Here is a 25,579-nt window from a genome sequence, read left to right on the forward strand (position 1 = left end):
GGTTTACTATAACAATTACCGTTATCAATGGAATTTAAAAAAGATGACCCCTAACCAATATAGGAATCATCTTCTAGTTGCGTGACTCTTTTTTTCTTGTGTCCTTGACACGGGTGCCAGTTTAATTCCAGCCCACTTTTTTACATTCAAGGATATATATTTTTCGTCTTGTATCATATATATTGAACAAGTATTTCAACAAATTCTTCTAAAAAAGCCTCGTCCTTCTCATCAAATCTGTTTTTTATAGGACTATCGATGTCTAAGACGCCAATCACTATATTGTCCTTAATAAGAGGAACAACAATTTCTGAATTTGAAGCAGCATCACAGGCTATATGGCCAGGGAATTGATGGACATCTGCAACACGTTCAGTTCTTTTGTTCTTCGCAGCAGTGCCGCACACTCCTTTTCCTAATGGAATGCGTACACATGCTGGTAAACCTTGGAAGGGTCCTAGTACAAGTTGTTTATCCTTTACTAAGTAAAAGCCTACCCAGTTAATATTATCTAAAAAGTGATTTAGAAATGCTGAAGCATTTGATAGATTTGCAATGCGATCATCTTCACCATCTAATAATGCTTTTAGCTGTTTAATAACTAATGGAAATTGTTCTTCCTTACTACCTTTGTACGTTTCGACAGAAAACATTGATATAACCTACCTTTAGCTAAAATTTAACAAAGCTTAAAGAACTTTGTCGAGCGAATGATAAAGGAATCATCCTTAATTAATTGAATGTATAGATAAAAGGGAAAAGGAGGTGAATCGAATGACTCAACAACCATTACGTGATACAAAACAAAAAATCCTGAATGCGGCAATTTATTTGTTTAACTCAAAGGGATATGCAGGTACTTCAGTGCGAGAGATTGCAAATCGAGCTAATGCGAATGTAGCACATATTTCTTACTATTTTAAGGGGAAAGGTGGTTTACTTGAGTACCTTGTATCTCATTATTATGAGGGGTATATTCAAGTAATTGAAGAAAATTATTCCCTTTTAAAATACGGAAATGCACACACCGTTTTAAGTAAAATCATTTTAGATATATTAAATTATCAACATGAAAATCGTCAACTTTCAAGATTAGTATACCGCGAAGTCACTGTGGATTCAGTCCTAATTCGTGAAGTCATGACAACTTATTTAACCAAGGAAAAATACTATATCAAATCAGTCATTGATCAAGGGATTGAGGAAGGATATTATCGAAAAGGTTTTGTACCACATATGATTATCCAATTAAGAAGCCTTTTGCATACACCGTATTTGCAGCCACAATATATGAGCGAAGTACTCCATATCCAACCTCACGAAGCCTATTTTGTACATCAATATTATAAAGAGTTGAAAATTTGGCTGAACTCATTGTTGCTAGAGAATCAATCTCTAGAAGGAAAGCTAGTTGCTGTTCGTTAGTTGATCATAATGTGTGTAATTCTTCCCAATATCCCTTGCACTGTGGGCATCTGAACCATAGATAAGAGGGATTTTTTGTTTGTGTGCCAATTTTGCAATCGATTCACCTGGATATGTTTCACCACAATATTCTTTTCTTAATCCAGCTACATTATAATCAATTTCCAATTTTTGTTCTTTAATCGCTTGTAGTACTTTTTTGACCGAAGTATCAGTCGAAAAGGTGACGGGATAACGCTTTTGGAATTTATTAACTAGCGTAATATGGCCAATTCTCTTTGGTTTGAAATTACCCAAATTACTATGAATAGAATGTAATACCTCATTATAATATGCTTGATGAAGGTTTTGTAATGATCCAGCTACATCTATCATTTTGCCAAATGTGTTCTCATCAAAATCCATACAGAAGTAGGTATGATCAAGCTTCAAAAAATGAACAGAGAGAATACTATCGTCTAAAAATTTTCCATATTGATCTAAAAATTTTTTTGTTTCATGCTCGAATTCCTTTATGTAATCAACTTCTAATCCGATGTTAATTGTGATTTTGTGTCGGTACTTATCTTTTAGGATCTGAATGTCATTGATATAAGAATCCATGTCCTCTAATTTCATGGCACTATCTTCCTCAGGTGTCGGGTCTTTAAAACCTAGTGGAAGTGGAGCGTGCTCTGTGAAAGTAATACTGTCGAAACCTTCTCCTATTGCCTGGTTTATATATGCCTCAAGTTGATCGGTTGTCCCATGTGGACAATAAGGTGTATGAACATGTCCATCCTTTTTCATCATCATCTTCCTCTCGAAAAGCAAGAAATGTCAGGTTTCTATCTGATATGGTATAATGGCGCTTTTTATGTGATAAACTTCTTCAAATATGAAACCTTTTAAAAATCATTTATTACTAAGTATCAGTAAAGGACAAATATTGTAAAAAAAAATAAATTTCTGGTCAAAAATTGTCGTTTACATGGTATCATAAATACATTGAAATAACATTAAAAAAGTGTTGCTCGCTTAAGAGGAACCTTTCTATAAAAAGATGTTGTCAAAGTTCAGGTAAGAAGTCTCCTTATTTGAACGAAAATAATTGATGATAAAAAGTAGATTAGATTAATACATAGATAATTTGATAAAACGCTTGTCAGCATGATATTGTGAAACTTTCATCAGTGGGGAGTTTTTTTCCTGTCATGAGGATTTTGTGTAACAACGAGGGGGCTCATTATGGAAGTTATAGTTGGACTAATACTTCTTGTATGTATTCTATTTGGTGCTGGATACATGTTAAGAAGAAGAATTTATAAAGACGTTGATCGTTTAGAAGCATGGAAAATTGAAATTATGAATCGGTCGATTATAGATGAATTATCAAAAGTGAAGGAACTAAAAATGGTAGGTCAAGCAGAGGAACTGTTTGAGCAATGGAGAAATGAATGGGATGAAATTATTACAACCCAGCTTCCAGAAGTTGAGGAACTTCTCTTTGATGCTGAAGATTTCTCTGATAAATATCGATTTAAGAAGTCGAAAAATGTACTCGAGCATATTGAGAATGTATTAAAAACAGTGGATGAGAATATAGACAAAATCATTGATGAAATAAATGAACTAGTTTCTAGTGAAGAAAAAAATACGGTTGAAAGCGAAGAAATAAAACAACAATTTAAAAAAGTGAAAAAGACTTTATTAGCTCACAGTCATCAGTTTGGGAAAGCACATACCAAATTGGAGGAAAAAGTAGCTGAAATCTCAGATGGGTTAAAAGAATTTGATTCTGAAACAAATGTAGGCAATTATTTAACTGCTAGAGAAATTTTGGTGAAACAAAAGAGAGAGCTTGATATCCTTCAAGACAAAATAAACGACATTCCTAAATTACTTACAGAATGTAATATCACCTTACCTAATCTTTTAAGTGAATTAGAAGAAGGATATAAAGAAATGAAAGGTAATGGCTACTATTTAGAGCATATTCAAGTTGAATTAGAAATTGAAAAAATAAACAAACAACTAGGAACATACCGAAAGAAAATTGAGGAAACGGAAATTGAGGATATTGGTGAAAGTCTCCAAGTTGTTCAAGAATCAATTGATACTATATATGACCTATTAGAAAATGAAGTAGAAGCGAATCAATTTGTTAAACAAGCAAAAGAAACAATTAATACTAAATTGATTGAATTGACTGAACAGAAAACTGCTACCTTGGTAGAAACAGACATAGTTAAACAGAGCTACCAGTTGTCTGAAACAGAGCTTGATAAACAAAGACTAATTGAAAAGCAACTCGCGCAAATTGAAAAGAAATTTGCACATATCGAGCAAAATTTACAAAGTGACCATGTTGCACATTCAATTATTAAAGAAGAGCTCGAAGATATAGAAAAACAAATCATTAAACTGTTTGAAGATCATAATCAATATCGAGACATGCTCCAAATGTTACGAAAGGATGAACTCCAGGCTAGAGAAAAATTAAACCAGATAAAAAGAGTATTACTAAATACAAGTAGGGCTGTCCAACATAGCAATATACCTGGTTTACCTGCTGACTTTTTAGAGTTTATTGATAAAGCAAAAAGAGATGTTTCAAAAGTGACAGCAAAATTAGATGAAATTCCACTAAATATGCTCGTTGTTAATCAATTACTAGAAGAAGGAGTTCAATCGGTAGAATCCTTAAAGAACGTCGCGGATGAATTGATCGAACAAGTATATTTAGTAGAGCAAGTGATTCAATACGGTAATCGCTATCGCAGTCGAAATTCCCAGCTTGCAATAAAGTTTAAAGAAGCAGAGGAACTGTTCCGAGAATATGAATACAGCAAATCTTTAGAAACTGCAGCTGCCGCTCTTGAACAAGTTGAACCTGGATCATTAACAAAAATACAAGAAATTTTAAACGAAGAACAACGTAAATAAAACAGTTATACAGGGATGACTAACTGAAATTTAATGCAATTAGACAAAGGGCTGGTTGCATGATTATTTCACTAGTCATACCTGTTTTTTATCGTCTAGGAAATAATAAAATTCTTGTACTGTGGATAAGCGCTTGGCATCCAGCTCCAGCGCCTAGCCCTTCGAGGTCATAAGCCACTTAAGAATTGAAGGTAAAGAACACCTTCTATTCTTAAGCGTCTTATTTGCCCGAGGCTGTTCAAGGCGCTTGCGCTTTTGTTCTTTTGGTCCCTATTGAAAACGTATATTTTTATTTCGCTTTTTGATATGGTATTATTACAGCCTAATTATGAATGATTAATATCTTACATATAGACATACTTTGCGTGATTGCAACCATTTTTAAACTATGCTTTTTTCTAAGAGATTGTAGTTTTTAAAACAAAAACTAATTTAGGTTGATTGGAGCGGAAGTGCGAGACTCCTGCGGGAGCAGCGGTCAGGTGAGACCCCACAGGCGTTAACGCCGAGGAGGCTCACAGCCCGCCCCGCGGAAAGCGAGCAACTGGAGTGGAAATCAACCACACCGCAATACTTGGTAAATAGCAACAAAGTTTGCGAAAACAGCCTTAAACTTAATATAGAAAGAGGAAACAGAATGTTGTATTTAGACAACAGTGCGACAACACAGCCTTATCCAGATGTTATTTCAACGTTTACAAAAGTAACTGAAGTATATTTTGCTAATCCATCCTCCATACATAAATTAGGAAGTGAAGCTGAGTCGCTCCTTAATCAGTCTAGGAAACAGGTTGCACATCTTTTAGGGGTACAGGAACAGGAGGTTATTTTTACTTCAGGAGGTACAGAAGGGAATAATCTTGCGATAAAAGGAGCAGCTCTTGCTAATAAACAAAAAGGAAGACATATCATCACATCGGTAGTTGAACATCCATCTGTGTTGGAATCATTCAAACAGCTTGAGCAAGTTCATGGTTTTGATGTTACTTATCTACCAGTTGATGAGAATGGAATAGTCTCGATTGAACGCATGAAAAAAGAAATACGTGACGATACTACCCTAGTATCAATTATGCATGTTAATAATGAAGTTGGCACCATTCAGCCGGTAACATTAATTGGACAGATTATTAAACAATATCCAAACGCTCTGTTTCATGTTGACAATGTTCAAGGTATCACGAAAGTGCCACTTGATTTAAAGAAGGCTAATATTGACCTTTGTACGATTTCAGGTCATAAATTCCACGGTTTAAATGGGACTGGTGCTTTGTTTGTGAGGACAGGAGTTGATCTTCTTCCTCTTTTTTCAGGTGGCTTGCAAGAACTTCAGTTGAGATCAGGTACAGAAAGTCTTGCAGGAAGTGTGGCTTTTGCTAAGGCTCTAAGAATGGCATCTGAAAGAGCTGAAAAGCAATCTTCGACCATGAAAAATACTTACACTAAACTTAAAAAGGAATTAATGAACATAGATGGTGTTTTTGTTAACACTCCGCAAGAAAATAGTGCACCACACATAATAAACTTCTCAGTACCAACTGTGAAAGCAGAAGTACTGATACATTATTTAGGCGAGCGTAACATCTTTGTATCAACTACTTCAGCTTGTTCATCAAGAAGGAAGACTATTAGCACCACACTTCTTGCAATGAATAAACATCAGGATATTGCGAAAAGTGCAATTCGAGTGAGTTTGTCACTTGACCAAAATGAAGAAATAATTAATCCTTTTATTAAGACTCTTTCTAAGGGTATAGAAAAATTATCAAAGTTAATGAGGTAAAAAGATGAAATTTGATCACATATTAATTAGGTTTGGGGAAATATCTACTAAGGGACGTAATCGCAGGAAATTTATTGATAGGTTAAAAAATAATATAAGAGATGTACTAACAGATTTTCCGAATTTGGAATACCAGGGTACACGTGATAGGCTTTATATCCATTTACATGACGAGGATCATGAAGTAATCGTTGAAAGGTTAAAGCACATATTTGGAATCCAATCATTCAGTTTAGCGATTAAATGTAAAAGTGATATATCTGAAATAAAAGAAATGGCATTAAAGGCAGTTAACAGTGTATTTCAGCCACAAGATACATTCAAAGTAACAACAAAGCGAGCAGACAAACAATTTCCACTTGATACAAACGAATTAAATTATCAGATTGGGAGTCATGTGCTAATAAATACCGAAGATCTAACCGTAGATGTTAAAAATCCGAATTTAAATCTACGTGTAGAAGTTCGAACAGAGGCAACATATCTTACATGCTATGATTATAAAGGAGCTGGAGGTCTACCTGTAGGTTCTGGTGGCAAGGCAATGCTTTTATTATCAGGTGGAATTGATAGTCCTGTAGCTGGGTTTTTAACATTAAAAAGAGGGGTAGCATTAGAGGTTATCCATTTTTTTAGTCCCCCATATACCAGTGAACGTGCGAAACAAAAGGTAATTGATTTAACCCGGGAGTTAACAGCTTTTGGAGGAAAGATAAAGCTTCACATCGTACCATTTACTGCGATTCAAGAAAAAATTCAAGAACAAGTTCCAGAAAATTACACGATGACATCTACACGTAGAATGATGCTTAAAATAGCTGATAAATTACGGGAAAAACAACAAGCTCTGGCACTAATTACTGGGGAAAGCCTTGGACAAGTAGCAAGTCAAACATTGGAAAGCATGGTTGCAATAAATGATGTTACTAGCACACCAATAATTAGACCACTTATCACAATGGACAAACTCGAGATAATCGAAATTTCCAAAAATATTGGAACACATGATATATCAATTAGACCATTTGAGGACTGCTGTACAATTTTCACTCCTGCAAATCCTAAAACAAAACCAAAGCTTGAGAAAGTATCACGTTTTGAGAGCTTTGTTGATTTTGATGAACTTGTTTCACAAGCATTAAATAGGGTGGAAACAATCGTCATAACTAAAGAGCAAAAGGACATATTCGATAACTTATTATAGTTAACCAATTGTGAATATTTACCAAAAATAAATATGTATGAAGCCATGTGTATTTACACATTCTAAACTCACAAGGAGGTGATACACATGGCACAAAACAATAATTCAAACCAACTTGTTGTACCTGGTGCACAACAAGCTATCGATCAAATGAAATTTGAAATTGCTTCTGAGTTCGGTGTAAACCTTGGACCAGAAACTACTTCACGCGCTAACGGTTCTGTTGGTGGTGAAATCACTAAACGTTTAGTCTCTTTTGCTCAACAACAAATGGGTGGTTCTTTCAAATAACATAATTTAATAAATAATGGCTACTAAGAGCGGGAGTAAAATCCCGTTCTTTTTCTAGTGTGAAGAAATCTAAAACTCATTATGAAAATGGCATCTAAAAATAGGGGTGTTTTTATCTTTTTCCAATACATAATCCATTGTATTTAACGATGGTCTTACTGATAAATATTTAAATTATTTATACTATTAGGTATAATATTATCGTAAGAAGGAAATGGGAAGGAACCCGCAAAAACTTATTAATATGTTCAATTAGTTTGAACATAGACGAGTTTTAGCTCAACAATTAGTGTAGTACGTGCTTGTTCACTCTTAATTGGAGCTGTGCTTGTGGGAATACTCTATTTTCCTTCATTTTTAAATTGTGAAATTAATTTATTTAGGATTTTGTGCCAAACATTGAGGAGGGGGAATAATGGTAAGAGAAGAACTACTTGCGCCATTAAGTTATAATCTTGTAGAAGAGATTGAAAAGTATTCGACAGATGCAACAAAAATCGCATTAAAATGGGAAAATGAACAAGGTCAGAAAAGTGAGATTACTTACCGAGCTTTATTGGAAAGGGTAAATCAAATTGGAAACGCTTTCAAAAACGAAGGATTAAAACTAGGTGATAAAGTTCTTATTGTTATACCTAGGGTTATAGATGCATATGCAGTTTATCTTGCTGCTTTAAAAGCGGGATTAGTAGTGATTCCTAGCTCAGAAATGTTACGAACAAAAGATTTACAGTATCGTGTGACACATGGAGAAGTTAAAGCTGTAATAAGCTATGGACTATATACTAATGAATTTAGAGGAATTAGACAGTTTGATAAATTAATAAAATTTGTTATAAATGGAAACGATCCAGATTGGTTACCACTAGACGAGCTAATGAAAAAACAAAGCACATCAATGAATATTGCAGAAACAAAATCAGATAGTATGGCCTTTGTTTCTTATACATCAGGTACAACTGGAAATCCCAAAGGTGTAGTACATACACATGGTTGGGCTTTTGCTCACTTAAGAACTGCAGCGAAAAATTGGTTAAGCATCGAAGAAAATGATATGGTATGGGCAACTGCTGGACCAGGATGGCAAAAATGGATTTGGAGTCCGTTTTTATCTGTATTGGGTTCGGGTGCTACAGGGTTAATTTATCAGGGGAAATTTGAGCCTAATAAATATTTACAGCTTTTAGATGATTACAAAATAAATGTATTATGCTGTACTCCGACAGAATATCGATTGATGGCAAAGGTAGAACAGCTTGAGGATTATTCCCTATCAAATTTACATAGTGCAGTCTCAGCTGGCGAACCATTGAACCGAGAAGTCATCGATACATTTCAGCATTACTTTAATGTAAAAGTTCGTGATGGTTATGGTCAAACAGAAAATACACTCCTCGTTGGTGTCATGAAGGGGATGGAAATCAAAGCTGGTTCAATGGGGAAACCTACTCCAGGTAATGATGTGAAAATTATTAATGATGAAGGTGAACCGTGTTTAGTCAATGAAGTTGGGGACATTGCAGTTCATAAGGATACACCTGCTTTATTTAAAGAATACTATAAGGATTTTGAACGAACTGCTAGTGCATTTAGTGGGGATTATTATATTACTGGTGACAGAGCAAAGATGGATGAAGACGGCTACTTTTGGTTTGAAGGTAGAGGAGATGATATTATCATTAGCTCTGGCTATACTATTGGTCCATTTGAGGTTGAAGATGCAATTGTAAAACATCCTTTAGTAAAGGAGTGTGCCGTAGTAGCTAGCCCAGATGAAATTAGAGGAAATATCGTAAAAGCTTATATTGTATTAAGAGATCCTTCTAATATCAATAAACCGGAGTTAATAACTGTACTACAGGAGCATGTCAAAAAGCTAACAGCTCCTTATAAATATCCACGTGAAATTGAGTTTATTGATGAATTACCTAAAACAACATCAGGTAAAATTCGTCGAATAGAACTTAGACAACGTGAGCTTGAACTAAAACAAGCTTAGTCAGTGAAAACCAGGCTCAACATCGCCTGGTTTTTTGTTTTGGAAATGGTTATGGTAACATTTTGGTAGAAACTAAATCCTGGAGGAATGGTGCTTGGGTACATTATGGTTTGGAGGAAAAATATACACTTTAGAAAAAGAAGGTAGCCAAGTTGAAGCTATATATGTTAAAAATGGCTATATTATTGCAACTGGGAGTTATAAGCATTTAGTTGAAATATATGAAGAGGATATAGAAGAGCTGAATGATTTAAAGGGAAAAACGATGATACCTGGTCTTGTAGATAGCCATCTTCATTTAATTGGACATGGGGAAAAACTAACAAGACTGGATTTTTCAAAAACGACAAGCTCAAAAGAAATTTTAAAAAGTATTAAGGAACGAGTAAAGAACATTACTCCAGGAAGCTGGATTATTGGAGAAGGATGGAATGAAAATCAACTAGAGGATCAAAAGATTATACATAAAGCTGAATTAGATGAGGTTGCACAGGATCATCCATTATTACTTAAAAGAATATGCAGACATGCAGTCATAGCAAACTCAAAAGCATTGGAGCTTGCAAATATTACAGGTGATACACCTGACCCGGCTGGTGGGGTTATTGTAAGGGATGAACAAAACGAACCAACTGGATATTTACTAGATCAAGCACAGGAGCTTCTGTTTGAAATTGCACCTTCTCCTACTCAGGAGGAGTTAGAATATGTACTTGAGACTTCTATAAATGATTGCTATCAAAAAGGGCTAGTGGGTGCACATTCGGAGGATTTGGCCTACTATGGCAGTTTAGAAAATACTCTAGCCGCATTTCATCGTGTCTTAACCAAGGGATTTAAATTTCGCACCCATCTGCTTGTACATCATCTAGTCGTAGATGAGTTTCACAAAAAACAAAGAAGTCTAGGAAGCTACGGAGAGTTCGGCGCGATGAAAATCTTTGCTGATGGAGCCCTTGGAGGAAGAACCGCGTTGTTAAGTTTTCCGTATAAAGATGATCCAACCACTTCAGGTGTAGCTATTCATTCAAAAGCTGAATTAGTAGCTCTTATTGAGAAAGCAAGAAGCTATAAAATGGAAGTAGCGGTACATGTAATCGGAGATTTGGCATTTGAATGGATATTAGATGTGATTGAAGAGTACCCTCCATTGAAAGGGCAACATGACCGTCTCATTCATGCTCAAATTTTAAGAAATGATTTAATAGAAAAAGCGAAACAGCTTCCTATCATTTTAGATATACAACCACGGTTTGTAGCAAGTGATTTTCCATGGGTAACTGAGCGGATTGGTGAGGAAAATATGGAAACATGCTATGCCTGGAAGACGCTGCTTCAAGAAGGTATTCAATGTGCAGGGGGTTCAGATGCACCTATAGAGCCGGTTGATCCGCTTTTAGGTATTTATGCTGCAGTGACAAGGACTAGTATTTATGATGATTCAGGAAAAAGCTATTACCCAGAACAAAAACTATCAGTTTATGAGGCTGTTGAGTTATTTACAAAAGGAAGTGCATATGCAATTCACCATTCACATAATCGTGGGATGATCAAACAAGGCTATAAAGCAGATTTTACGGTATTTGATCAAGATATTTTTGAACTGCCACATGAGGAGCTGCTAAATGCAACTGTTGCGTTAACGATTGTAGATAATGAGATTATGTATAAAAAGTAACTAATGATGAAAATAGAGAAGAATGTAAAAGGAAGCTCATAGGCTTCCTTTTAATCGTTTATTATAAAAATGTTCGCTTAACTTTCTCCCAGTACGAATTATCCTTAAGTTTTACTGTTTTAATTGGTAACTCACTTAAACTATATTCTAGCTGTTTTACATTGCGGATACTTAATGCTTCATTATCCATGCCAATAACAGGGTAGTCGTTGCCATCTTGTACGATTTTTAACGTTAATTTTCTTGTGTCACTTAGTATAAAAGAAGATCCAAGTGTACGATAAAGATTGTTATTTAATGAAGCTAATTCACTTACTTGTATGCATGGAAGCATAGGATCTACAACTGCACCATTTACAGATTTGTTATATGCAGTACTTCCTGTAGGTGTGGCAATTAACATCCCATCTCCTCTGAACGTTTCAAAATGTAGATCATCTATATAAACATCGATAACGAAGGTTTTTATGATGCTTGAACGGATGGAACATTCATTTAAACATTTAAAAGAAGTCGTTTCATCTAGTTTTACTTCTAAGACTGGGTAACGTCTAACCTCAATTTGAGACTCATTCATAGCTTGAATCATTTTCTCTCGATCATCAAGGTGGAAATCACAATACAAGCTTAATGTATTATCAACTCCTATACCTACATATAGACAGTCTGAACGAAAGTTTGTTTTGCGTACTGCCTGTAAAAATGCACCATCTCCACCTATGCTTACAATTACATTTGCGATTGTATGATCTTCTACAACTCGAAATTCATTTTCTCTTGCTAATTCAATAAGGGAATTGATTTTCTCTAATAGTTCGTCCTCTTTTTTGTAGAAAAAATAAACATTACGACGATCTGACACACTGATTCCTCCTCATGATAGGTAAATTCTCCACTTTTTTCCTTGAAGATGATACAATACTCTATGTTGTTTAGTTTACCACTTATACATAATTAAATGTTTTAAAGCTATGAAAAATCATATCAAATAATTCTATTTGAAGGAGGAGATATTTTAAATGAACGGTAAACGATGGGGAGCAATTGCCATTGCAGGTGTTTTGTTCGTATTTTCAATTATAATAAGCTCAACAATGATGTTCATAAATCAAAGCGACCTATTTAAGGATGCATTTGCACCAAGCTCGGGATTTTCAGAGGAAATAATTGAAGAAGGCAATCCGTTAGATAAGATCCTTGTTTTAAATGTAAATGGGGTAATACAAGATACTGGTGAAGATGTAACTTCTTTTTTTAGTACTGCAGGCTATCAGCACAAAACTTTTTTAGATATGGTTGAAGCAGCAGGTGAGGATGACAGTGTAAAAGGTGTGATACTTAGAGTAAACTCACCTGGTGGCGGAGTTGTAGAAAGTGCTGAAATACATAAAAAATTAATTGAACTTACTGAAGAAAGTAAAAAACCTTTATATGTGTCTATGGGAACAACTGCAGCATCAGGTGGGTATTACATCTCTACAGCTGCAGATAAAATTTTTGCAGCTCCAGATACCTTAACAGGTTCTCTAGGAGTTATCATGCAATCAATAAACTATGGGGAATTAGCTGAAAAATATGGTGTTAAATTCGAAACTATTAAAAGTGGTCCCTATAAGGATATTTTCTCTCCAACTCGTGATATGACAGAGGAAGAAAGAAAAATACTTCAATCTATGGTGGACAATGCCTATAAAGGGTTTGTGAATGTAATTACAGAAGGACGTCCATTATCAGAAGAAGAGGTTCGTAAAGTTGCTGACGGCCGAATTTACGATGGTAGACAAGCAAAGGAAAATAATCTCATCGATGAGTTAGGTTATTTCGATGATACAATTGCAGCTATGAAAAAGGATTTAGATTTAGAGGATGCTCAGGTTGTTGAGTATGGTGATTCATTAGGTCTTGATTCACTCCTATCAATGAGTGTTAGTAAAGTATTTAAAGAGGATGCTGAGCTATCTAGTCTTTATCAATTGCTTTCGAGTTCAAACTCTCCAAGGCTTATGTACTTATATTCTGAATAAGGGGGGATAAACGTGGATGCTACTTTTGAAGGTGCAGAGAATACAGAGTTATCGTATAAGCCTGTAGAAAAGCAAAAGACAATTGATTACAATCATTTACAAGCAGGTTTTTGGATACGCTTTTGGGCGTATTTAATCGATCTTCTAGTTATCGGTAGTGTAAATCGAATTGTTATATATCCACTTTTTGATTTAATCGGTTTAAATAACAATAACTCATTTCTGTTTTCTCCTGTCTCAATTGTAACAGCTGTGATCTTTTTCGCCTATTTTGTATTAATGACAAAATACTTTAATCAAACGTTAGGGAAAATGATTTTTGGTATAAAAGTAATTTCTATTAAGGAAGAAACAATTAGTTGGGGAACCATTTTATTCCGAGAATTAATTGGTCGTTATATTTCAAAAACCATTTGGATAGGCTATATCATTGTTGCTTTTACTCCAAAAAAGCAAGGACTTCACGATATCTTTTCTGATACGCAAGTTATTCATGAGAAGTTATTTATTAAATATGCCGAAGAAAAGTCTGCTGAATAAATCAGTGGACTTTTTTTGAACTTTATTAACCTACTGCATAAATAAGTAGGTTTATTTTAGTTTTGGAGAGGCGATAATGGTGGATTGAAAGGGTGTGAAAAGTCGTGTTTATAGTAATGATCATTTTACTGCTTTTATTTGTACTCTTTTTACTTATTATTTTTACAAAGTTGACGATTACACTGGATTTAAATCATATCGGTGATAATGACCAGTTTAAAATAAAATTTCGTGCATGGTTTGGATTACTTCGCTACACGATTAACATTCCACTAGTAAAGTTTGATAAGGATGACCCCAAACTTATTGTAAAGCAGGAGAAGAAAATGGGAAGTGAAAAAGCGGATAATAAGGTAAAAGAAACAGAGGATAAGGTAACACCTGAGGATGCACTTAATGGCTTGAGTGATATAAAGGAGATTACACAACATATCGTTGGATTGCATAAAATCATCCGTAAGTTTTTAAGGAAAGTAAGAATAAAAAAATTAGAATGGCATTCGCAATTCGGGATCGGTGATGCTGCACATACCGGATTATTAACAGGGGCTGCCTGGACAATTAAAGGAGGAGTAATTGGTCTTTTAAGTCAGTATATGAAGTTACAGACGACACCTGTCGTAACAATAACACCTGAATTTAATCAGTTCTGTTCAAGAACGAAATTACAATGTATTTTTCAGTTTAGAATCGGGCAAGCTATTTTGGCAGGTATACATTTCATTAAATATTGGAAAGGTGGACGTCCCAAGTTGAAAACTAAACCGTTTTTTTCAAACTAACAGGTAAGCTATGAATTTGGGGACAACTTCCCGGTATGTAATGAAAATGACCGGTTAATAATAATAGTATTGAAGGAGGCTACATAACATGAGTGATCATCCAATTCAAGGACTAATGAAAACAGCAATGGAAAATTTAAAACAAATGATTGATGTTAATACAATCGTAGGAGATCCTGTGGAGACGCCAGATGGAAGCGTCATTTTAACAGTATCTAAGGTTGGATTTGGATTCGCAGCAGGGGGTAGTGAATTCAATTCAACAGGGGGAGAAGAAGGTGGCGACCCAAAATCTCCAAAACTCCCATTCGGTGGAGGGAGTGGTGGTGGAGTATCCATTACACCAATTGCATTTTTAATCGTATCAACAACAGGTGTAAAAATGCTTCATTTAGATGAAAGTACTCATTTATATGAAAAAATCTTAGAAGCTGCACCACAAACTGTAGAGAAAATTCAAGGAATGTTCAAAAAGAATAAAGATAACAGTAATTCACAAAGTTCAAATAATCAAAGTCAGCCAAAGCAAGATTTAGATTTTTAACTGCCATTTAGGCAGTTAATTTTTTTGTCTAGGAAATTATAAAATTCTAGTACTGTGGATAAGTCTAGGCATCCAGCTCCAGCCCCTAGCCCCTCTTGGATCTAAGCCACTCATGAATTGAAGGTAAAAAACACCTTCTATTCATGAGCATCTTATTTGCCCGAGTCTGTTCAAGGTGCTTGCGCTATTGTTCAGTGGTAAATTTCCCGTAAATGACGGATTATGTTAGAAATACAAAGGATTTCGCTGAATTTTTGCAAAAAGAAAAGAATTTCTAAAAGTTCAAAACAATTGATAAATCTTGATAGCTAGGCTATATTTACACTGTACATAATTAAAAGGAGGAATTTGGTATGGCTTCTATTACGTTCAAGAACAACCCTGTTACATTGTTAGGCAATGAAGTGAAAATTGGAGACAGTGCACCTGATTTTACAGTACTGGCAAACGATTTATCACCTGTATCACTGGCAGATTCAAAAGGTAAGGTTCGTCTAATTTCTGTTGTACCTTCAATTGATACTGGGGTTTGTGATACACAAACACGTCGTTTTAATGAAGATGCGTCAAAAGTAGAGAATGTTGATGTTTTAACAATTAGTGTAGATTTACCATTTGCTCAAAAAAGATGGTGTGCTGCAAATGGATTAGAAAATGTGCAAACTCTTTCAGATCACCGCGAGCTTTCTTTTGGTGAAGCATATGGGGTTCATATTAAAGAATTACGCTTATTAGCTCGTGCTGTATTTGTTGTTGATGCAAATGACAAAGTTACATATGTTGAGTATGTGAGTGAAGCAACAAATCACCCTAACTATGAAGCTGCAATTGAAGCTGCTAAGTCTGCACAATAAGGTTCATAGACTATAATAGATAAAGGGACTGTCTTTTAGGCAGTCTTTTTTGTCGTTTGGGAAACTTTTACGCTAGAGGCAGCAGCAAGATTTGGAGTCCTCCAGTCCATACGTCGCTAAACGGGCGCTTGCGCTTTAGTTCTCGTATGAGAATTTATAAATTTTCTTACTTAGTTTTGGTGTCTAGCTCTAGCGCCTAGACCCTCTTAGGTCTACAGCCACTCAGGAATTGAAGACAAAGAATGTCTTCTATTCTTGAGCGTCTTATGCCTGGCGGGTCTGATCAAGGCGCTTGCGCTTTTCTTATGCAATGTCTAAAATGAGAAGAGTACGATGGCGAGGAGGAAAATGGATGAAAACAGTTTCTAAAATAGAGAATTTGTTTGCAGTAATAAATGAAACAGCAGATCTTATCGCGAAGGAATGTCAAATGACTTACATAGAAGCAGTTGCAGAAACTGGTGAAAATATTTTTCATGGTTCAATTCTACAGGAAGATCTGAGCGAGATTACAGAAAAAAGTTTAAAACGTAAATATGAAACAATTAAAATAGATTCCTTTGGTAATGAAGAGCTTCGCAAAGCATATCAGTTGGCAATTTTAAAAGGATTAAAAGAAGGTGCACATCCTAATCATCAAATGACACCAGATACAATCGGCTTATTTTTGGGGTATTTAGTAAGTAAATTTGTCGGTAATCAAAAAGACATATCAGTATTGGACCCAGCAGTTGGGACTGGAAACTTACTTACAACTATCTTAAATTATTTAACGATTGAACATGTTGATAGCTATGGTGTTGATGTTGATGATTTACTTATTAAATTAGCCTATATTAATGCAAATCTTCAGGAACATCCTGTACAATTTTTCAATCAGGATAGCTTAGAGCGATTATTAATTGATCCAGTTGATATTGTTGTATGCGATTTACCTGTTGGCTATTATCCTAACGATATTGAAGCATCTAAATATGAACTTAAGGCAGATGAGGGCCACTCATATGCCCATCATCTTTTTATTGAGCAGAGCATGAACCATACGAAAGAAAATGGTTATTTATTTTTTATTGTTCCTAATTCCTTATTTGATACGAAAGAAGCACCGAAGCTAAATCAATTTCTTAGAAAGATGGCTATTATACAAGGGTTTATTCAATTGCCGTTATCCTTATTTAAAGATGAAAGGCATGGAAAGAGCATCTTGATTCTTCAAAAGAAAGGTGAAAACAGTACTCCTCCTAAGCAAGCAATTCTTGCAGAATTACCAAAATTCTCGAATAAAGAAGCAATGAATTCAATTATGAAGCAAATAGATCAATGGTTTAGAGAAAATAAATAATCTTATATTGGTTTAATTAGGAGACTCTTATTCTTTAAGGGTTTCCTTTTTGTTTTTTTATACTTAATCCATTACCTTAATTATTAGAATTGCAAGACTTTTAGTTGTAAACGATTCCAGTTTAATCAGTTCTTGAAATGTTAATATGTCAGTGTTTAAATGGAAAAGGCAGATAATAATCGTGAGCATTTTGCAAAGAATAAGAATGTAAAAATATAAGCAAAATGGGAAGATTCCATAATAAACAAAATCTATTTTGTATGTCTATTATCGACTATTTATTAGACGAAAGATTCGGGTCTAACTGTTTGTCTACATGATTACGATCGTGTATTACCAACTTTCGGCACGGAATAAAAAGGAGAGTAACAATATATGGCAAAAGTTATAGCAATTAATGCTGGTAGTTCATCATTGAAATTTCAACTTTTTGAAATGCCAAACGAAACAGTTTTAACAAAAGGTTTAGTAGAAAGAATCGGGATAAATGATTCTGTATTTACTATTTCAGTAAATGGAGAAAATCAAAAAGAAGTAACAGATATACCTGACCACGCTGTTGCTGTAAAAATTCTTTTATCAAAATTAACTGATCTTGGAATTATCGGATCTTTAGATGAAATTGAAGGAATCGGTCATCGAGTTGTACACGGTGGAGAAATCTTTAATGATTCTGCACTTATTACAGATGAAACTTTACAACAAATTGAGAATCTTTCTGAATTGGCTCCACTTCACAATCCTGCAAATGTAGTTGGTATAAAAGCATTTAAAGAGGTGCTTCCAAATGTTGATGCAGTAGCAGTATTTGATACAGCATTTCACCAAACAATGCCTGAGCAATCATTCTTATATAGCCTACCTTATGAATATTATGAGAACTTCGGAATTCGTAAGTACGGTTTCCATGGAACATCACATAAATATGTATCAGAACGAGCTGCAGAAATTTTAGGTAGACCAGTAGAACACCTACGTTTGATATCTTGTCACTTAGGAAACGGTGCAAGTATTGCTGCAATTGAAGGTGGGAAATCAATTGATACCTCTATGGGATTCACTCCACTTGCAGGGGTTGCGATGGGCACACGTTCTGGTAACATTGACCCTGCACTTCTGCCATTTATCATGGAGAAAACGGGGAAATCTGCAGATGAAGTATTAGATATCTTAAATAAAAAGAGTGGAATTCTAGGTGTTTCTGGATTATCAAGTGACCTTCGTGATATTACACAAGCAGCAAATGAAGGCAATGATCGAGCTAAAATTGCTCTTGAAGTGTTTGCGAGCCGTATCCACAAGTATATTGGTTCCTATGCAGCTAGAATGTCTGGCGTAGATGCGATTATCTTCACTGCTGGAATTGGCGAAAATAGTACAGAAATACGTGAACGTGTATTAAAAGGCTTAGAGTTTATGGGTGTTTATTGGGATCCAGCTCTTAATAAAGTACGTGGTGAGGAAGCGTATATTAGCTACCCTCATTCACCAGTAAAGGTTTTAGTTATTCCAACCAATGAAGAGGTTATGATAGCGCGCGATGTTGTTCGCATTGCGAAGTAATAACGAAAGATCAAAGACAGTCGAAGAGAAATCGACTGTCTTTTTGTGTTATGATAAACATATCTAGATTCACCCGTTAATAACCTACTTATTACATAGAAATAAGGAGACAAAAGGATGAATGAATCAGTACGTGAACAGGCAATATTAGATGAGATTAGACGATGGGAAAGTGAATTGCAAAACGATGTTCGAACTGATTTTCAACGAACATTTGATAAATGGATGAATCGTAAAATGGGTGAAATTCCAACATCTATGAAGCGATTATTTTTTAAAAAGCTTGATGCTAGTCTGTTTAATTTACACTCCTTTATTCAAAGTTCTTTTGTTCAACAAGATGCCAAAAAGCAAATTTTATTATCAGCTAAGGCGTTAAATGAAGACATTCAGCAAATTAATGATTTACCTATGCTTCCAATTGATCAATTACATTATTTGGCTGATCTTCAAACGTCTAAGCATCGTCTTTATTCTTTATTACAAGGCGGTATTACAGGGACAGGTGGGATTCTATTATCGGGCGTTGACATACCAGCACAAACAATTCTTAACTTACGGTCGATCCAAATGGTTTCGATGTGTTACGGATATGAAATTAATAACCCCTATGAGATGATGACATCTTTAAAGGTCTATCACGCGTCTCTAATGCCGAAACATCTTCAATATAAGCAATGGCATGCTTTAACAAAAGAAATAGACTTAGAGGATGGTATGTACTATTTTTATGAGGGGAACGATGAATTAGCTAATTCTAAAAGCTTGGAATTTTTAGTAAAACAAATTGCTAAACTTTCTGTAGTATCACTTTTCAAAAGAAAGCTTATATCGGGTATTCCTCTAGTAAGCATCATGATTGGTGCAGGAGCTAATTATCAGCTTACACGCCAAGTAACTGAGTTTGCTAATAAATTTTATCAATACAGATTAATTAACGAAAAAAACCATAATTTCTAGGAGGATGCAAAAATGAGTAGTATTGAACATAAACTTGAAGCTCCTCATACTGTGAACTGTAAAGTGATCACAATAAGTGATACGAGAAATGAAGAAACAGATAAAAGTGGAAAGCTAATTAAAAAGTTGTTAGAAGCGAGCGGACACAACGTTGTTGATTATGAGATTGTAAAAGATGAAAAATCATTCATACGTAGTTCTGTTTTAAAGGGCTGTGAATCAAGAGAGATTGATGTAGTCCTTACAAATGGAGGTACAGGAATTGCGAAACGAGATGTGACAATTGAAGCAGTTCAATCGTTGATTGAGAAGGAGATTCCTGGCTTTGGCGAGATATTTCGTATGTTAAGTTATCAAGAGGATATTGGTTCTGCTGCAATTTTAAGTAGAGCTATAGCAGGAGTTTCAATGGATACAGCTGTATTTGCAATGCCAGGATCTTCTGGTGCTGTTCTATTAGCAATGGAAAAACTGATTCTACCTGAACTAGGTCATGTAACCAGGGAAATACGAAAAGATTTAGTTAGGGAGTAAAAAGAAGGCTAATAGTATTGCCTACTTTTAAAGTAAGGCTCTTTTCTAAGAGATTGTTGCTTAAAACAAAAACTAATTCAGGTTGATTGGAGCGGAAGTGCGAGACTCCTGCGGGAGCAGCGGGACAGGTGAGACCCCACAGGCGTTTACGCCGAGGAGGCTCACCGCCCGCCCCGCGGAAAGCGAGCATCTCTCGCTGCAATCAACCACACCGCTTTACTTGGTTAATAGCAACAAAGTTTGCGAAAACAGCCTAAAGTAAAGAATGTATTTGTATTTTTCCTTAGGTCCTATGCCTCACAAGACGCAAGCGACACTAGAGTAGAGAGCCAAGCTATCAAAAAGCTATCTGGATAGCAAAAATTATTTGTATTCGAATTCCTAATCCTTATACATTTCTAAGAATGAATTTTCGTTGAAGATATATTTTGAGTTAAACGAAACCAAATCCACAGGTCGTTAATAATAGATGCAAGCTCAGAAATTTCTTCGTTTAGTTGACAAGAGAGCTTGAAATTTTCTTCATGATTAAGTGCATGTTGTTTCAGATTAATTTCATCCTCTAATTCTGCAATCCGATCCGGAATTCCTCCACGAATTTTTTCCCACTCGGTTAAAATTCTATTCTGAATGGAAACACTATACATATCCCAGTTTTTATTTAAACGGGGTAAATTTATTTTTAGTCTAGGATCATAGGCAAAGTATTCGTCCAATTCCCATTCCTCCAAATATTTATTCTTTTCACATTTTACAACAGTTTATTTAAAACTGCTATGAACAACTTCATGTAGCTATTATGCATGATATGTAGAAAAAGAGGTGTATTCAGGCGAATTATTCTCTTTAATTAATTTTTATACAAAGAATCTGAGAAAATATGCATTTTTCTATTGACGAAATAGGCATACAGTTGGTAAAGTGTTACCTATACAAGAAATGTATTTTTATAAACATATATTCATTTTTATACAACCAAGGAGGAACAAATAGATGAAAAAAGTTGTGTTAGCTTATTCTGGAGGATTAGATACCTCTGTTGCAATTAAATGGTTACAAGAACAAGGTTATGCAGTAGTTGCATGCTGCCTTGATGTAGGTGAAGGTAAAGATACATCATTCGTTCAAAAGAAGGCTCTTCAAGTAGGAGCAATTGAATCATATATGATCGATGCAAAAGAAGAATATGCAAAGGATTTTGCGCTCGTAGCTCTACAAGCACATGCATTATATGAAGGGAAATATCCACTAGTTTCTGCTTTATCTCGTCCATTGATTGCTAAGAAGCTTGTAGAAATTGCTGAAAAAGAAAATGCAGTAGCAATTGCTCACGGCTGTACAGGAAAAGGAAACGATCAGGTTCGTTTTGAAGTATCGATTAAAGCTTTAAATCCTGACCTTGAAGTACTTGCACCAGTAAGAGAATGGGGCTGGTCACGTGAAGAAGAAATCGAATATGCAATGAAAAACGATATTCCAATTCCAATCAATTTAGACAGCCCATATTCAATTGACCAAAACCTATGGGGAAGAAGTAATGAATGTGGTGTACTAGAAGACCCATGGGCAGCACCACCTGAAGGAGCATATGATTTAACTACACCATTAGAAAAAACACCTGATGTAGCGGAAGTAATCGAAATTCAATTCGAACAAGGTGTTCCAGTTAAAATTAATGACAAGGCATATCCTCTTCATGAGCTAATCTTAGAGCTTAATGAAATTGCAGGTAAGCACGGTGTTGGACGTATTGACCATGTTGAGAATCGTCTTGTTGGAATTAAATCACGTGAAGTATATGAGTGCCCTGGTGCAATGACTCTTATAAAAGCACATAAAGAGCTTGAAGACTTAACATTAGTTAAAGAAGTTGCTCACTTCAAACCGGTAATTGAACAAAAGTTAACAGAACTTATTTATAACGGACTTTGGTTCTCACCATTAAAGACTGCATTACATGCTTTCTTACAAGAGACACAAAAATATGTTACTGGAACAGTTAGAGTGAAACTGTTTAAAGGTCATGCAATTGTTGAAGGAAGAAAATCTGAGTACTCTTTATATGATGAAAAGCTTGCAACTTATACTAAAGATGATGCATTTGATCATAATGCAGCTATTGGCTTTATTGAGCTATGGGGACTACCTACGAAAGTGAATAGCATGGTGAAAAACAAGAAGGTGGAAGTATGAAAAAACTTTGGGGTGGACGCTTCCAAAAAACCCCTGAACAATGGGTGGATGAGTTCGGAGCATCCATCCATTTTGATCAGGAATTAGTTGAGGAAGACATCACTGGTAGTCTTGCACATGTTAATATGCTTGGTAAATGCGGAATTATCACAGAAGAAGAGGCAGAGCAAATCTCAATTGGATTAAAAACACTTCTAGAAAAAGCGAAAAAAAATGAGCTCACTTTTTCCGTAAACTATGAAGATATTCACTTAAACATTGAAAAGATGTTAATCGATGAAATTGGTCCTGTTGGAGGAAAATTACATACAGGAAGAAGTCGAAACGATCAAGTTGCTACTGATATGCACTTATATTTACGTAAACACGTAGCAATGGTTATTGAATTAATTGAAGGGCTACAAAAATCACTTGTTGAAAAGGCTGAAAACCATGTAGAGACAATTCTACCTGGCTATACACATTTGCAACGAGCACAGCCGATTTCGTTTGCCCATCACTTAATGGCTTATTTCTGGATGCTTGACCGTGATAAACAAAGATTTACTGAATCTTTTAAACGAATTAATATTTCCCCATTAGGAAGTGCTGCGCTTGCAGGTACAACATTCCCGATTGATCGTGCATATACAGCGGAAAAGCTTGATTTTGACGGGATATATGAAAATAGCTTAGATGGTGTAAGTGATCGTGACTTTATAATTGAATTTTTAAGTAATAGCTCATTATTAATGATGCATTTATCACGCTTGTGTGAAGAAATTATTTTATGGTGCTCACAGGAATTTCAATTTATTGAGTTGGATGACACATATGCAACAGGTAGTAGCATCATGCCTCAAAAGAAAAACCCAGACATGGCAGAGCTAATTAGAGGAAAAACTGGTAGAGTTTATGGGAACTTAATGTCCCTTCTAACAATTTTAAAAGGACTTCCATTGGCATATAACAAAGACCTTCAGGAAGATAAAGAAGGTATGTTTGATACTGTAAAAACAATTGAGGGAAGCCTGCAGATTTTTATTGGCATGATCGATACATTGAAGGTAAATAAAGAGAAGATGGAGAAGGCAACTAAAGAAGATTTCTCAAATGCAACGGAGCTTGCTGATTATCTCTCTACTAAAGGGATGCCATTCAGAGATGCTCATGAGGTTGTTGGGACTCTTGTTTATGAATGTATCCAGTCCGGTATTTACTTGAAAGATTTACCTTTTGAGAATTATAAAAAATCCTCTGACCTATTTGAAGAAGATTTATATGAGATTATTAATCCTTATGAAGCTGTGAGAAAACGGATGAGCGCTGGTGGGACTGGCTTTGAAATGGTTAGAATTGCGATTGAAAAAGCAAAAGCTACGTTTAACGAAAGCTAATCTTTTAACTGAATAAGCTTCTTATTTTCAGAGACACTAACCGAGTAGATGAAAATAAGGAGTTGACAGTTTTGAAAAACAAACGAATAACAAGGCAAACCTATTATTATGATCATCTTGGTGAACAAGAAACGATGCAGCAAATAACGGATTCCTATTCAAGTGGTGTTGTTGAGCAACAATATGAACAAAACTTTTTACAGGAACATTTACAAGTTAGGAAGGACTAAATAAAACGAATAGTTTGTGATTATTTTTAGCTGACTTTATAATGAAGTCGGCTTTTTTTTTGTGTCTAGGAAATAATAAAATTCTTGTACTGAGGATATGCGCTTGGCATCCAGCGCAAGCGCCTAGCCCCTCGAGGTCATAAGCTAATTTAGAATTGAAGGCAAAGAACGCCTTCTATTCTAAATCATCTTATTTGCCCGAGGCTGATCAAGGCGCTTGCGCTTTTGTTCTGTGCATTTTTTCTCTTTTGAAGATTTTTAACCTGAATTTAACAAGAAGTTACATGTTTTAAAACAAGTATATTGTAAAATGAAGATGATATCAGCACAATAGAGATAGAAAAGAATAATAAGTGATAAACACAAAATTGTATTTATAAAAGGACGCTTGAGAATTTTGTTATGTCCAGCTCTAGCGCATTCAAAAAAGAATAAGGACAAGTTAGATGGGGAGGAACTTTATCGTGCGACATGCCCTTATAACGGCTGGATCTAAAGGCTTGGGGAAAAAGGTAACAGAGGAATTTTTGAAAAATGGTTTTTCTATTACGGTAAATTACCGAAGTGATACATGTGCTGTGAAAGAATTAAAAACGATGTATTCACATATTGGCGATCGTCTCTTATTTGTTCAAGGTGATGTAACAAAAAAAGAAGATCTAACAAATATGATTGATCTTTCATTTGAACGCTTTGGAAGAATTGATTGCTTAATTAATAATGCTGGACCATACATATTCGAAAGAAAAAAACTTGCGGATTATACAGATGAAGAGTGGTATCAAATGATTGAAGGAAATTTAAGCTCTGTATTTCACATGTTTAAAAAAGTCGTTCCAATAATGAGAAAGCAGAAATATGGGCGGATTATTACTTATGGATTTCAAGGAGCTGTATCATCACCTGGTTGGTTACATCGATCTGCTTTTAGTGCTGCAAAGGTGGGGTTAGTGTCTTTAACGAAATCGATTAGTATTGAAGAAGCAGAGTTTGGAATTACAGCCAATATGATATGCCCAGGTAATATAATTGGTGAAATGAAAGAAGCAACAATAGATCATTCCAGAAGAATAAGCGATATCCAAACACCTATTGGACGTTCAGGAACTGGTGAAGATATAGCTAGAACAATTTCCTTTTTATGTGAAGAAAACTCTGATATGATCACTGGTTCAATAATTGAGGTGACAGGAGGTGCTAATGTTATACATCGTTATAATGTTTAGTTAGACTAAAGGAAGATCTAAGGGATATTTTTTGAGAAGAACTGCTTGTTCCACTACTGATTTAAATTAGGCTTTACGCAAATATCAATATTTTTATATTGTTTTT

General features: G+C 35.1%; 25 protein-coding genes. 21 read left to right on the forward strand and 4 right to left on the reverse strand.

Annotated features, from left to right (window positions below; genetic code table 11):
• Positions 1–85 (forward strand): IS3 family transposase (locus tag I7822_RS21510; protein ID WP_207981230.1); only part of this gene is annotated, 85 nt, incomplete at its 5' end.
• Between the two features lie 88 nt (positions 86–173).
• On the opposite strand, the gene msrC is transcribed toward I7822_RS21510, so the two are convergent.
• Complete coding sequence (gene msrC, locus I7822_RS21515) at positions 174–653, reverse strand: free L-methionine (R)-S-oxide reductase MsrC (protein WP_207981132.1); 480 nt, start codon at positions 651–653, stop codon at positions 174–176.
• A gap of 121 nt (positions 654–774) precedes the next feature.
• Here msrC and refZ point away from each other — a divergent pair, with 121 nt between their 5' ends.
• Positions 775–1,425, forward strand: coding sequence for a forespore capture DNA-binding protein RefZ (gene refZ / locus I7822_RS21520; protein ID WP_207981133.1), 651 nt, complete (start codon positions 775–777; stop codon positions 1,423–1,425).
• On the opposite strand, the gene hisJ is transcribed toward refZ, so the two are convergent.
• A complete protein-coding gene (gene hisJ, locus I7822_RS21525; protein WP_207981231.1) occupies positions 1,408–2,217 on the reverse strand; it encodes a histidinol-phosphatase HisJ in 810 nt (269 codons plus the stop codon). The genes refZ and hisJ overlap by 18 nt on opposite strands.
• A 435-nt stretch (positions 2,218–2,652) precedes the next feature.
• Here hisJ and ezrA point away from each other — a divergent pair, with 435 nt between their 5' ends.
• The 6 genes from ezrA (at position 2,653) to I7822_RS21555 (ending at position 11,305) form a co-directional block, all read left to right on the forward strand.
• Positions 2,653–4,350 (forward strand): septation ring formation regulator EzrA, encoded by a 1,698-nt coding sequence (gene ezrA / locus I7822_RS21530; protein ID WP_207981134.1) that lies wholly within the window; start codon positions 2,653–2,655, stop codon positions 4,348–4,350.
• Positions 4,351–4,987: 637 nt separating this feature from the next.
• Entirely contained in the window at positions 4,988–6,133 is a 1,146-nt protein-coding gene (locus tag I7822_RS21535; RefSeq protein WP_207981135.1) for a cysteine desulfurase family protein, read from the forward strand.
• A gap of 4 nt (positions 6,134–6,137) precedes the next feature.
• The gene (gene thiI, locus I7822_RS21540; protein WP_207981136.1) at positions 6,138–7,337 is read left to right on the forward strand and encodes a tRNA uracil 4-sulfurtransferase ThiI; all 1,200 of its coding nucleotides are present in this window, start codon (positions 6,138–6,140) and stop codon (positions 7,335–7,337) included.
• A gap of 87 nt (positions 7,338–7,424) precedes the next feature.
• On the forward strand, positions 7,425–7,628 hold the full coding sequence (locus tag I7822_RS21545) for an alpha/beta-type small acid-soluble spore protein (protein ID WP_207981137.1): 204 nt from the start codon (positions 7,425–7,427) through the stop codon (positions 7,626–7,628).
• 415 nt (positions 7,629–8,043) lie between these two features.
• The gene (gene mbcS, locus I7822_RS21550; RefSeq protein ID WP_207981138.1) at positions 8,044–9,627 is read left to right on the forward strand and encodes an acyl-CoA synthetase MbcS; all 1,584 of its coding nucleotides are present in this window, start codon (positions 8,044–8,046) and stop codon (positions 9,625–9,627) included.
• Positions 9,628–9,721: 94 nt separating this feature from the next.
• Complete coding sequence (locus tag I7822_RS21555; RefSeq protein WP_207981139.1) at positions 9,722–11,305, forward strand: amidohydrolase; 1,584 nt, start codon at positions 9,722–9,724, stop codon at positions 11,303–11,305.
• Between the two features lie 61 nt (positions 11,306–11,366).
• Here I7822_RS21555 and I7822_RS21560 read toward each other — a convergent pair whose 3' ends face one another.
• The gene (locus I7822_RS21560) at positions 11,367–12,167 is read right to left on the reverse strand and encodes an NAD kinase (RefSeq protein WP_207981140.1); all 801 of its coding nucleotides are present in this window, start codon (positions 12,165–12,167) and stop codon (positions 11,367–11,369) included.
• A 157-nt stretch (positions 12,168–12,324) separates the two neighbouring features.
• On the opposite strand from I7822_RS21560, the gene sppA reads away from it, so the two are divergent.
• The 9 genes from sppA to I7822_RS21605 all read left to right on the forward strand — a co-directional run bounded on the left by sppA (position 12,325) and on the right by I7822_RS21605 (position 20,448).
• Positions 12,325–13,329: a signal peptide peptidase SppA gene (gene sppA / locus I7822_RS21565; protein ID WP_207981141.1), complete on the forward strand. Its 1,005-nt coding sequence runs from the start codon at positions 12,325–12,327 to the stop codon at positions 13,327–13,329.
• Positions 13,330–13,341: 12 nt separating this feature from the next.
• The gene (locus I7822_RS21570; protein ID WP_207981142.1) at positions 13,342–13,869 is read left to right on the forward strand and encodes an RDD family protein; all 528 of its coding nucleotides are present in this window, start codon (positions 13,342–13,344) and stop codon (positions 13,867–13,869) included.
• Between the two features lie 104 nt (positions 13,870–13,973).
• The gene (locus I7822_RS21575; RefSeq protein ID WP_207981143.1) at positions 13,974–14,651 is read left to right on the forward strand and encodes a DUF2953 domain-containing protein; all 678 of its coding nucleotides are present in this window, start codon (positions 13,974–13,976) and stop codon (positions 14,649–14,651) included.
• Positions 14,652–14,739: 88 nt separating this feature from the next.
• Positions 14,740–15,195 carry a GerW family sporulation protein gene (gene ytfJ, locus I7822_RS21580; protein WP_207981144.1) on the forward strand — a complete coding sequence of 152 codons (456 nt, stop codon included), beginning with the start codon at positions 14,740–14,742 and terminating at the stop codon, positions 15,193–15,195.
• Between the two features lie 353 nt (positions 15,196–15,548).
• On the forward strand, positions 15,549–16,049 hold the full coding sequence (gene tpx, locus I7822_RS21585) for a thiol peroxidase (protein WP_207981145.1): 501 nt from the start codon (positions 15,549–15,551) through the stop codon (positions 16,047–16,049).
• Between the two features lie 352 nt (positions 16,050–16,401).
• Positions 16,402–17,391 carry a class I SAM-dependent methyltransferase gene (locus I7822_RS21590; RefSeq protein ID WP_207981146.1) on the forward strand — a complete coding sequence of 330 codons (990 nt, stop codon included), beginning with the start codon at positions 16,402–16,404 and terminating at the stop codon, positions 17,389–17,391.
• Between the two features lie 375 nt (positions 17,392–17,766).
• The gene (locus I7822_RS21595) at positions 17,767–18,954 is read left to right on the forward strand and encodes an acetate kinase (protein WP_207981147.1); all 1,188 of its coding nucleotides are present in this window, start codon (positions 17,767–17,769) and stop codon (positions 18,952–18,954) included.
• Positions 18,955–19,071: 117 nt separating this feature from the next.
• Entirely contained in the window at positions 19,072–19,914 is an 843-nt protein-coding gene (locus I7822_RS21600; RefSeq protein WP_207981148.1) for an EcsC family protein, read from the forward strand.
• A gap of 12 nt (positions 19,915–19,926) precedes the next feature.
• Positions 19,927–20,448, forward strand: coding sequence for a MogA/MoaB family molybdenum cofactor biosynthesis protein (locus I7822_RS21605; protein WP_207981149.1), 522 nt, complete (start codon positions 19,927–19,929; stop codon positions 20,446–20,448).
• 398 nt (positions 20,449–20,846) lie between these two features.
• On the opposite strand, the gene I7822_RS21610 is transcribed toward I7822_RS21605, so the two are convergent.
• Positions 20,847–21,164 carry a radical SAM protein gene (locus tag I7822_RS21610; protein ID WP_207981150.1) on the reverse strand — a complete coding sequence of 106 codons (318 nt, stop codon included), beginning with the start codon at positions 21,162–21,164 and terminating at the stop codon, positions 20,847–20,849.
• A 277-nt stretch (positions 21,165–21,441) separates the two neighbouring features.
• Here I7822_RS21610 and I7822_RS21615 point away from each other — a divergent pair, with 277 nt between their 5' ends.
• The 4 genes from I7822_RS21615 to I7822_RS21630 all read left to right on the forward strand — a co-directional run bounded on the left by I7822_RS21615 (position 21,442) and on the right by I7822_RS21630 (position 25,473).
• Entirely contained in the window at positions 21,442–22,641 is a 1,200-nt protein-coding gene (locus I7822_RS21615; RefSeq protein WP_207981151.1) for an argininosuccinate synthase, read from the forward strand.
• Positions 22,638–24,017 carry an argininosuccinate lyase gene (gene argH / locus I7822_RS21620; protein WP_207981152.1) on the forward strand — a complete coding sequence of 460 codons (1,380 nt, stop codon included), beginning with the start codon at positions 22,638–22,640 and terminating at the stop codon, positions 24,015–24,017. The genes I7822_RS21615 and argH overlap by 4 nt, the downstream gene beginning before the upstream one ends.
• A 71-nt stretch (positions 24,018–24,088) precedes the next feature.
• The gene (locus tag I7822_RS21625; RefSeq protein ID WP_185654132.1) at positions 24,089–24,247 is read left to right on the forward strand and encodes a hypothetical protein; all 159 of its coding nucleotides are present in this window, start codon (positions 24,089–24,091) and stop codon (positions 24,245–24,247) included.
• 464 nt (positions 24,248–24,711) lie between these two features.
• The gene (locus I7822_RS21630) at positions 24,712–25,473 is read left to right on the forward strand and encodes an SDR family oxidoreductase (RefSeq protein ID WP_207981153.1); all 762 of its coding nucleotides are present in this window, start codon (positions 24,712–24,714) and stop codon (positions 25,471–25,473) included.
• The last annotated feature ends 106 nt before the right edge of the window (positions 25,474–25,579 follow it).

This window comes from Metabacillus bambusae (genome assembly GCF_017497975.1).
GTDB lineage: Bacteria > Bacillota > Bacilli > Bacillales > Bacillaceae > Metabacillus > Metabacillus bambusae.